At 43.8% G+C, this 9,240-nt stretch carries 9 protein-coding genes; 8 read left to right on the top strand and 1 reads right to left on the bottom strand.

Going from position 1 to position 9,240, the window contains the following annotated elements:
- Nucleotides 1-93 precede the first annotated feature (93 nt).
- The 7 genes from ACP7AA_RS09565 (at nt 94) to ACP7AA_RS09535 (ending at nt 6,316) form a co-directional block, all read left to right on the top strand.
- A complete protein-coding gene (locus tag ACP7AA_RS09565; RefSeq protein ID WP_426223410.1) occupies nt 94-420 on the top strand; it encodes a hypothetical protein in 327 nt (108 codons plus the stop codon).
- 225 nt (nt 421-645) lie between these two features.
- Nucleotides 646-1,584, top strand: coding sequence for an alpha/beta fold hydrolase (locus tag ACP7AA_RS09560; protein ID WP_426223409.1), 939 nt, complete (start codon nt 646-648; stop codon nt 1,582-1,584).
- A gap of 178 nt (nt 1,585-1,762) precedes the next feature.
- On the top strand, nt 1,763-2,584 hold the full coding sequence (gene dapD / locus ACP7AA_RS09555; RefSeq protein ID WP_183618859.1) for a 2,3,4,5-tetrahydropyridine-2,6-dicarboxylate N-succinyltransferase: 822 nt from the start codon (nt 1,763-1,765) through the stop codon (nt 2,582-2,584).
- A 264-nt stretch (nt 2,585-2,848) separates the two neighbouring features.
- A complete protein-coding gene (gene queE, locus ACP7AA_RS09550; protein ID WP_426223408.1) occupies nt 2,849-3,589 on the top strand; it encodes a 7-carboxy-7-deazaguanine synthase QueE in 741 nt (246 codons plus the stop codon).
- A gap of 151 nt (nt 3,590-3,740) precedes the next feature.
- On the top strand, nt 3,741-4,922 hold the full coding sequence (locus ACP7AA_RS09545; RefSeq protein ID WP_426223407.1) for a multidrug resistance efflux transporter family protein: 1,182 nt from the start codon (nt 3,741-3,743) through the stop codon (nt 4,920-4,922).
- Nucleotides 4,923-4,936: 14 nt separating this feature from the next.
- Entirely contained in the window at nt 4,937-5,572 is a 636-nt protein-coding gene (locus ACP7AA_RS09540) for a trimeric intracellular cation channel family protein (protein ID WP_426223406.1), read from the top strand.
- 81 nt (nt 5,573-5,653) lie between these two features.
- Complete coding sequence (locus ACP7AA_RS09535) at nt 5,654-6,316, top strand: trimeric intracellular cation channel family protein (RefSeq protein WP_372829399.1); 663 nt, start codon at nt 5,654-5,656, stop codon at nt 6,314-6,316.
- Between the two features lie 21 nt (nt 6,317-6,337).
- On the opposite strand, the gene recJ is transcribed toward ACP7AA_RS09535, so the two are convergent.
- Entirely contained in the window at nt 6,338-8,191 is a 1,854-nt protein-coding gene (recJ, locus tag ACP7AA_RS09530; RefSeq protein WP_426223405.1) for a single-stranded-DNA-specific exonuclease RecJ, read from the bottom strand.
- Nucleotides 8,192-8,719: 528 nt separating this feature from the next.
- Here recJ and ACP7AA_RS09525 point away from each other — a divergent pair.
- Nucleotides 8,720-9,235 (top strand): hypothetical protein, encoded by a 516-nt coding sequence (locus tag ACP7AA_RS09525; RefSeq protein WP_201562808.1) that lies wholly within the window; start codon nt 8,720-8,722, stop codon nt 9,233-9,235.
- The last annotated feature ends 5 nt before the right edge of the window (nt 9,236-9,240 follow it).

The following is a 9,240-nucleotide window of genomic DNA, read 5'->3' as shown; positions in this document are numbered from 1 at the left end:
CTTGACGGCCTCGGCTTTAAATTCGTCACTGTAGCTTCTTACTTTCTTGGTCATGATAAACTCCGATTAATACGCTTAGTTTACCAAGTTTAGGTGTACGGTTTCTTCAGCATAGCTCAATTTGATACGGCTAAGCAAATCAATACAGATCCCTACAAACTGACTTATGATGAGTTTCTAGAAAAAGAGGAAGCTGGTGAGGACTTAACACCTTATTTAGAAGAACAACCTAAACCCAAAATCACCAGTCAAGCAAGAGGACATTGCCAAGCAGGACAGCCCTGCCCTAAATCAGGCTACTGGTTTACTTTAGCAAAAGCGGACAGCCAAGCTTATTTTAAACAAGGCGATATCATGCCAGATTATCCTAATAATCATTGGAGTGAGGTTATTTGGCAGTTTGATGGTGAGAAAGGTTAGTTGTATTCTGTAATTTGTCCGTATTGAAACACATGCTTAAAAACATAAAACAAAAGCATTTATACCCAGACTATTGTACGATAACCTCAAACGAGCAAACAATTTGACCCTGTAACGCTTGGCGATTAGAGTGTTCGTCCCCATTATTTATTTTTATAATAAAATATTTATACCTATATATACTGTCTGTATGTTAACCCTTCACCATTCAAGGACTGGATTTTTATGAGTCACACTGAACAAATTACTTCTTCTGATAACACTCATTATTTACACCATACTTTTTTTGAGCCAAGCGATGCTAGTACGGCGATTACTGCCACCTTGCTGATTGTGCATGGGATGGCGGAGCACAGTGGCCGCTATGCAGAGTTTGCGCAGTTTTTAGCGGATAATGGCATTGCGGTTGCCACTTATGATCAGCTTGGTCATGGGCAGACCGTTAAATCGGCCGATGATTTGGGTTTTTTTGCTGAAGAGCATCCGGTACAGTCATTGTTAAAAGACGTTATTATCATGGCAGATAGCCTAAAGGCGCGCCATCCTAACGTACCGCATTTTGTCATGGGTCACTCGATGGGCTCGTTTATTGTGCGTAACGTCCTCAAGCATCATGCACAGAACTTTACTGGTGCAATTCTAATGGGCACTGCTGATGCCAATCCATTGACCAAAGTACTGCTGCCGATTAATAAAATCTTAGCAAAAGCCGCTCCTAGAAAGCCAAATACTGTCTTTGCCAACGTAATGAATAAAGTGCTCAATAGTAAGCTTGATAATCGTATTTCTACTTCGGAATTTGCGTGGCTAAATGAAGATCCTGCGGCTATCGAAGCGTACGAAGCCGATCCATTGACGGGTTTTGACTTTACCAATAATGGCTTTTTGACCTTGTTCACCTTAATGGACGCTGGTCTCAATAAAAACTGGGCGACAACGATTGCCAAAGGCTTTGCTATGTTATTGGTCAGTGGTGAGAACGATCCTATTGGCGATATGGGCAAAGGCATCCGCAAAATTGCCAGCCGTTTAGAAAAACAGAACTTTAGTGATGTCGAGCTTCAGCTTTATCCGCACATGCGCCATGAGCCACTTCATGAGCAGAATAAAGCATTGGTTTATCAAGACATCTTAGAATGGATAACGAGCCATACTCCTAATTAATAGCAGCATTAAGCATCAATAACAGCACTGCTACTGGCGCTTAAGTTATTTGCTAAAAGTCGCTAAATTAGCGACAATATAGCAAGCCCGTTTTTTAGTTAAAACGCTTTTATTCACTTTATTAGCACCGCTCTTTTTATTCGTTTTTATTTACCTTCCATCAATTTTAGGAATATTTATGTCATTGCAACAAACCATTGAACAAGCCTTTGAAAATCGTAACGAATATAGCCCAGCAACCATGCCAAAAGACGTACGCGATGCCATCAATGAAGTGCTTGAGCAATTAGACAACGGTAGCTTGCGTGTGGCAGAGAAAAAAGATGGCGAATGGGTGGTCAATCAGTGGGCTAAAAAAGCGGTTTTATTATCATTTCGTTTAAATGATAACTATGTCCAAGCTGCGGGCGAACACGTGCAGTTTTATGATAAGGTGCCAACGAAGTTTGCCAACTGGACAGAAGCGCAGTTTAAAGAAGCCGGCGTACGCGTGGTACCACCAGCGGTTGCTCGTAAAGGCTCATACATCGCAGCGGGTGCCGTATTGATGCCGTCGTACGTTAATATTGGCGCTTATGTCGACCAAGGTGCGATGGTAGATACGTGGGCTACGGTTGGTTCGTGTGCCCAAATCGGTAAAAATGTGCATCTATCAGGCGGCGTTGGTATCGGCGGTGTCTTAGAACCTCTACAAGCAAATCCAACGATTATCGAAGACAATTGCTTCATCGGTGCGCGCTCTGAAATCGTTGAAGGCGTGATTGTAGAAGAAGGCTCAGTGATTTCTATGGGTGTGTTTATCGGTCAATCAACGCGCATTTATGACCGTGAAACGGGCGAGATTCATCGCGGCCGTGTACCAGCAGGCTCAGTCGTCGTACCCGGTAGCTTGCCATCAGAAGACGGCACTCACAGCTTATATGCTGCGATTATTGTGAAAAAAGTCGATGCGCAAACCCGTGCTAAAACCTCAGTCAATGAGCTATTACGTTTAGCCTAATGCTTTATTTATTACGTTAATTGTTTTTATCATAAAAGATGCTGGGGCTGACTCCAGCATCTTTTTTAATGCTTTATGGCAGCTTAATAGCAGCTTAATGGCAAGTTTAATGGCAAGTTTAATGGCAAGCTTAATGTAAGACATTACGTTATAATCTGCATCTCGTTTGGACACTGAAACCCCTAGCGTTAGACAGATTATTAAACCCTTTTTATTTGATAAATGCTCACGGCATTATCAATCTCTAACTGTATTTGAAATATTATGAGTGAGTTATCTTTACGCACATCATTGATTCCTGTCACCGACCCTGAAGCAGGGTTACGTTTGACCGAAATTTTTTATTCGCTGCAAGGTGAAGCGCTGACCTCAGGATTGCCGACGATATTTGTGCGCTTGACCGGCTGCCCGCTGCGCTGCGTCTATTGTGATACCGAATACGCCTTTAGTGGCGGCGAACGTCAGTCGCTAGAAGCCATTATCACGACCATAAAAAGCTATCCGTGTAAGCGTATCTGCTTGACTGGTGGCGAGCCATTAGCGCAGCCAAATGCCATTGAATTAATGCAGCGTTTGTTAAATGAGGGTTATGAGATTTCTCTTGAAACAGCAGGGGCGCTGACGGTAGAAAATGTGCCGCCCGCGGTCAGCAAAGTGATGGACCTGAAAACGCCAAGCTCAGGTGAAGTCGATAAAAACCTTTGGTCAAATCTTGACTATCTTACGGCGCACGACCAAATCAAATTTGTCATTATGAACCGCGCTGATTATGAGTGGGCGAAAGAAAAACTGCTTGAGCATCAGCTCGATAAATTGGTCGGTACGGTTTGGTTTTCACCGATGTTTAATGTTGCAGACGATGTAGCCGATAGCGAATTAATGAGCAGCCCTGAGGTGCCCGTACTGGCACGTGAGCTGGCTGAATGGATGCTGGCAGACGCCTTACCGGTACGTTTTCAATTGCAATTACATAAGATTATTTGGGCCGATGCCAAAGGTAAATAACCGTCTAATATCTGCATAAGTCATGCAAATTGATAGTCCAAGTAGATAAGATAAATTAGCAACCTAAAGATAAAAGATAAAAGATAAAAGATAAAAGATAAAAGATAAATACACTCTAAATAGCTAACGAGCCAACTGCAAGGACGCATGAATGGTCAAACTGATTTTATTGGGCTTATTGGCGGGGGCGTTCTTTAGCTCGACATTTATTTTAAATGAGCTGATGAGTAATGCCGGTGGTCATTGGTTTTGGTCAGCAAGCCTACGCTATATTTTTATGTGGCTGATTATTACCGCTATTATTATCCTGCAACATGGCTTTGCTCGCATCAAAGAGCTTGCGACTATTTTTCGTCAGCATTGGGGTTTTTGGTGCCTTACCGGCAGTATTGGCTTTGGGTTATTTTATACGGGCATTTGCTATGCGGGCGACCACGTCGCAGGCTGGGTCGTTGCCGCTACCTTTATGTTTACCGTGGTGACAAGCCTTATTGTATTAATGGCATTTGGACAAAGGTTTGACAAGAAATTTATCATTTATGCCTTTTTGGTCTTTATCGGAGTGGTATTGGTCAATGTCAGCGAAGGCTTACGCGCCTCTGCCCTCGCCGATATTGATAGCGCGCCGATGGCAGAAATGCTACTTTATGGTGCCCTACCTGCACTAATCGCCGCCTTCAGTTACCCTATCGGCAATCAGCTGGTGTGGCAAGTCTCTCACAACTCGCGCAAACACAATTCTCGTAAACACAGCGAGAAGCTGCAACCAGCGCGAGAAGGCGATAGTAAGCTTCATAACAATAAAAATCATAACGTCGATGCTAACCAAGCACTTATCTCAGAAGCTTACGATTTATCTGCTGCCCTAAATAGTGCAGCTGATAATAGCATGACGTTAAATACAAATCCTACCATCGAAGCTAAACCCGCCTCTACCTTACAAAACCTCATTGCCCGTATTCCGGCTATCGAGACGACACTCCTACAAAATGCCTTTAACAAAATCTGGCTCATGACCCTCGGTAGCTTGCCGTTCTGGGTGGCTTTAGGCGTACTTATACATCCCGAGCCACCCGCAACCACACAAATTTTTAACACCTTGCTAGTCGCACTGTTGGCTGGAGTGGCAGCGACGAGCATATTTCTTTATGCGCGTGAACAAGCGGTAACCTCAAGTGAAGTGGCAGGCGTTGACTCGACCCAAGCCAGCGAGGTAATCTTTGCTTTAATTGGCGGTATACTATTGTTGAATAACACGCTACCCTCAGCATTGGGATTGGTCGGTATTGGACTAATTATGCTAGGGCTTATATTGTTTGCAAAAGATGGTTGAGGCTCAAATAAATCATGATAAGTAACTTTATTTTTCCTGATATTCTGCTGTATTTATTGGATATGGTGGGCGTCATTGCTTGTGCCATTGCGGGCACTTTGCTGGCGCAGCATAAAGGCTTTGATATTGCTGGCTGTATTTTGGTTTCTATGGTCAATGCCATTGGCGGCGGCACATTGCGTGATATGGCGCTGGATCGCCATCCGCTATTTTGGATGACTGACCTTAACTATGTCATCGTCATTACCGCCACCTCGCTTATTCTACAAATTTTCTTTCATTTATATCATAAGATTGATAAAGCGCTTAAGTTCTTTGATGCGATTGGGCTGGCGGCTTTTAGTGTGATTGGTTTTAAAGTGGCTTTGGCGCAAGATGTGTCGCCGGTTATTGCGGTTATGATGGGGGTTTGGACGGCGATTATTGGTGGCTTATTACGTGATATTATCTGTAATGAGATACCTTTGCTACTACAGCGCGAAATTTATATCACTGCCAGTATTGCAGGGTCTTTGACTTATTTAGCGCTTGATTATTGGGGCGTTGACGCGGTTACCAATGAGTTTATGATGTTATTTATCATCTTTGCCGTGCGTATGTTGGCGCTTCAATTCGATTGGCACCTGCCTTCTATTCGCTTGGTCGATTAACGAATTAGTCGTTTAGCCACTTATCATCATGGCCGAAAAAATAGCACTGCTTTAATATCAGTGCTTTAATGAGAAAAACGCATGCTCACCATCGCTTTAGATTCTGAATTGATTACTACTTTTGACCCGCGCTCGCTGATTTATCTGTTTGATATGATTGGGATTGTCGCTTGTAGTATTTCAGGCACGATATTAGCCAAGCATAAGAATTTCGATGTATTCGGCTGCTTACTGGTATCGATTGTGACTGCCATCGGCGGCGGTACGGTGCGCGATGTGATTTTGGATCGTCATCCGCTGTTTTGGATGGTAGACATGAGTTATTTGACGGTTATTACTATCTCTTCGCTAGTAATGCAGATATTCTTTCATCCCAACTCTAGGCGCGTTGATAAATTTCTCAAGCTCTCTGATACCATTGGGCTATCAGCCTTTACCTTAATCGGTATCAAGGTTGCTGATAGTATGGGCGCCAATGTGCCGGTGGCATTATTACTCGGGGTGATTACCATTATTGTCGGCGGCATCATCCGCGATATGATTTGTAATGAGATTCCGCTGGTGCTACAGCAAGAGATTTATATTACCGCCGCTTTAACGGGCGGTATCCTCTACTTTGCGCTGCACAATCTTGGCGTGACCGCTTGGATTGCTGATATCTCGGCAATGGCGACGATTTTTACCTTGCGCATGCTTGCCATTCGTTATGACTGGCAATTTCCAGCCATTGAATGGAAATATTAAAGTATTCAAGCCTAGCAACTACTAGCTTTCCTCTACTGTTTCTTTTACCAGCGCCAAATCTTTAACCATCAACTGTAAGCTTTGTTTGCCGTTCCACTCATTAATGTCTAGCTGGAATAATAAATGCACTTTTTCGGCGCGGTAATCCCAAGCACTACTATCAAAATTGAATTGGATTGCCTCAATCGGATATTGCACATCTGGATAACGTAGCGACAACTTAAGATGTTTGTCTTTTAATATCTTAAAGCTTAATACTTCAAACACGCCGTCAAATATCGGCGGCGCAAAGCCATGACCCCATATACTGGCATTCGCTAGATGCTCTGCAAACCATAAGCTAAAGTCACCCGCTTGCAATGGTCCATCGGTAAATTTCTGCTCAGCAAATACCTCATCATCCATCTGCGCCATCACTTCGTTAAATGCAGTCACAAAGCCATCAAAATTACGACGTTTGATGGTTAAACCTGCTGCCATGGCATGACCACCAAAGTGGCTGATTAAATCAGGATAACGTTCGGCTACTTGCTCAATCGCATCACGAATATGCACGCCTGCGATAGAGCGCGCCGAGCCTTTGATGGCATCATCATCACCCGTGCGCTCTGTGTCTGCTGGTGCAAAGACAATACTGGGCAGATAATGGCTTTCTTTTAAACGTCCAGCGACAATACCGATAACCCCTTGATGCCAATCGTCTTGATATAAAATAATGCTGCGGTTTTTATTATCAGCCGCCTGTTTCTCAGTTTTAGGCTGGATAAGATTTTCATCGCTCTCGTCAGCATCATTATTAACATCAGCAGTATTCACATCAGCATTAGAATCAGTAGCAGCTAACGCTTGCACAATGCTATCTGCTTGCGCGCGCATCTCGCCTTCGACATGACGGCGCGTACGGTTAAGCTGTTCAAGCTCTTGTGCTAAACGCTGTGCAGTGCTCCAGTCATCGGTCAATAAGCACTCGATACCGATGCGCATATTATCCATACGCCCAGCAGCATTGATACGCGGACCTAAAACAAAACCAAAGTCCTGCGCCTGTAATTGCTTAGGGTCACGACCTGCTTGTTCAAGCAATGCCAATATACCAAGCGAGCAGCGCCCTTGACGAATGGCGTTTAACCCATGATGCACCAGTATACGGTTGTTTTTATCGAGTACGCCCACATCGGCAATCGTCCCAAGCGCGACCAAATCTAAATACTGGCTCACTTGTACGCTAGACTTGCCTGCTTCGCGGCGTAATTTTGCCAAGCGTCCAAGCACATAAAACGCCACGCCAACGCCGACCAATGCCTTACTGCTAAAGTGACAGCCGAGCTGATTGGGATTGACCACCGCTTCGGCAGGCGGTGTCTCTTTAGTGGTCAGGTGATGGTCAGTAATAATGACCGTGATACCATCAGCTTGCGCCCGCGCCACACCGTCGTGGCTTGAGATACCATTATCCACCGTCACAATCATGTCGGGCTTATAAGTCTTGATACCTAACTCGACAATCTCTGGCGTCAGACCATAGCCATATTTAAAACGGTCAGGTACTAAAAAATCAACGACTGCGCCCATCTTTGTCAGCGCACGCATCATCAATGCGGTACTGGTTGCTCCATCGCAATCAAAATCACCGACAATTAAAATACGCTGCCTTTCATCGATAGCAATATCTAATAGACGCACCGCTTCCGTGACGCCATGCAGCATTTCGGCTGGCAGTAAACCAGACAGTCCTGTTTCAAGCTCATCAGGCGCAGTGATACCGCGACCAACATACAGCCTAGCAAGGGTAAATGATTGGGCGGCAAGTGGTTGCAACGCGGCGGGCAACTCGTCGATGCGAGTGCTGGTATAACGGGGGGTTAAATTTAGCATGTTGGTATTCTACTGGCTTTGGCAGATAGCCACAATGGGAATTTTTAGCACTATCGTCTAGGTTTAACGATTGCGTTGGTGGGTCTGATGGCGTAATTTATATTCCATGTATTTTACAGTCAACTTTAAATAAAATGAATCTACTAAATTATTAAGCGCGGCTTGAATACGCTTTTCTTGCTTGCTGTGCTTACGCAGACAGAGGCTGCAAAAAACATATTTAAGCGCCGCTGTATTTTTTGTGTATTAAATTTACTCTATGCCAAACAAGGGTTATATATGGCGCATTGCTAAATCCCTGCTTGCTAAGCCGTTACTTATTTACAAAAACGGTGCAGAGTGACTGTAATTTTCTGCATTTTGCTACAAAGCAATGATTGTATGGGGAGTATAAATCCATAAAATGGTAAACATCTAAGATGACTTATTAGAAAATCATAAGATACTTATCATTTTTGCAATTTTTGCTTATTTATATCATTCACTAATTTTTAAACATTTTTCTTTTCACTACCTTGAGGACGCTTTATGAAAACCACTCCACTTGCTGAAAAACTGCCTAATACCATCGATCCAAATTTAGATCTTGAAAAAGTTAAAAAAGACTGCGAAAAATTGGTCAAAAAACGCGCCAAGCTGTCAGCGGGTGTTGCCATCGTTCCAGTACCATTTTTTGACGTGGCAGTTGATGCTAGCATGCTAACCATGCTGTTACCTGAGATTAGCGAACGTTTTGGTCTGATTGAAGGTCGTCAGTCTGCCATTGATTTAGAGTCACGTGCCATTCATTGGGCGGCGCTAAAAGACCGTACCGTTGACTTTGCAGGCTTAATGGCGACACGTGGTATCGTCAAAAAAACCGTCCAAGGCTTTGGTGGTCGTATCGCAGCCAAGCAAGTGACCAAATTTATTCCACTTGGCGGACAAATGGTTGCGGCAACCATGGGTTATATGATTTTCAAAAAAATCGCTACCGACCATATCAATGAATGCTATAACTTGGCAAAAGATATTCAGCAAAAACAACATGGTAAGAATGTCTAAAAGAC

Origin of the sequence: Psychrobacter sp. DWR1-2-3, from assembly GCF_049896465.1 — a bacterium.
Lineage (GTDB): Bacteria > Pseudomonadota > Gammaproteobacteria > Pseudomonadales > Moraxellaceae > Psychrobacter > Psychrobacter maritimus.
Note: the sequence above shows the minus strand (reverse complement) of the source record. Positions and strands in the feature narration are given on the sequence as shown.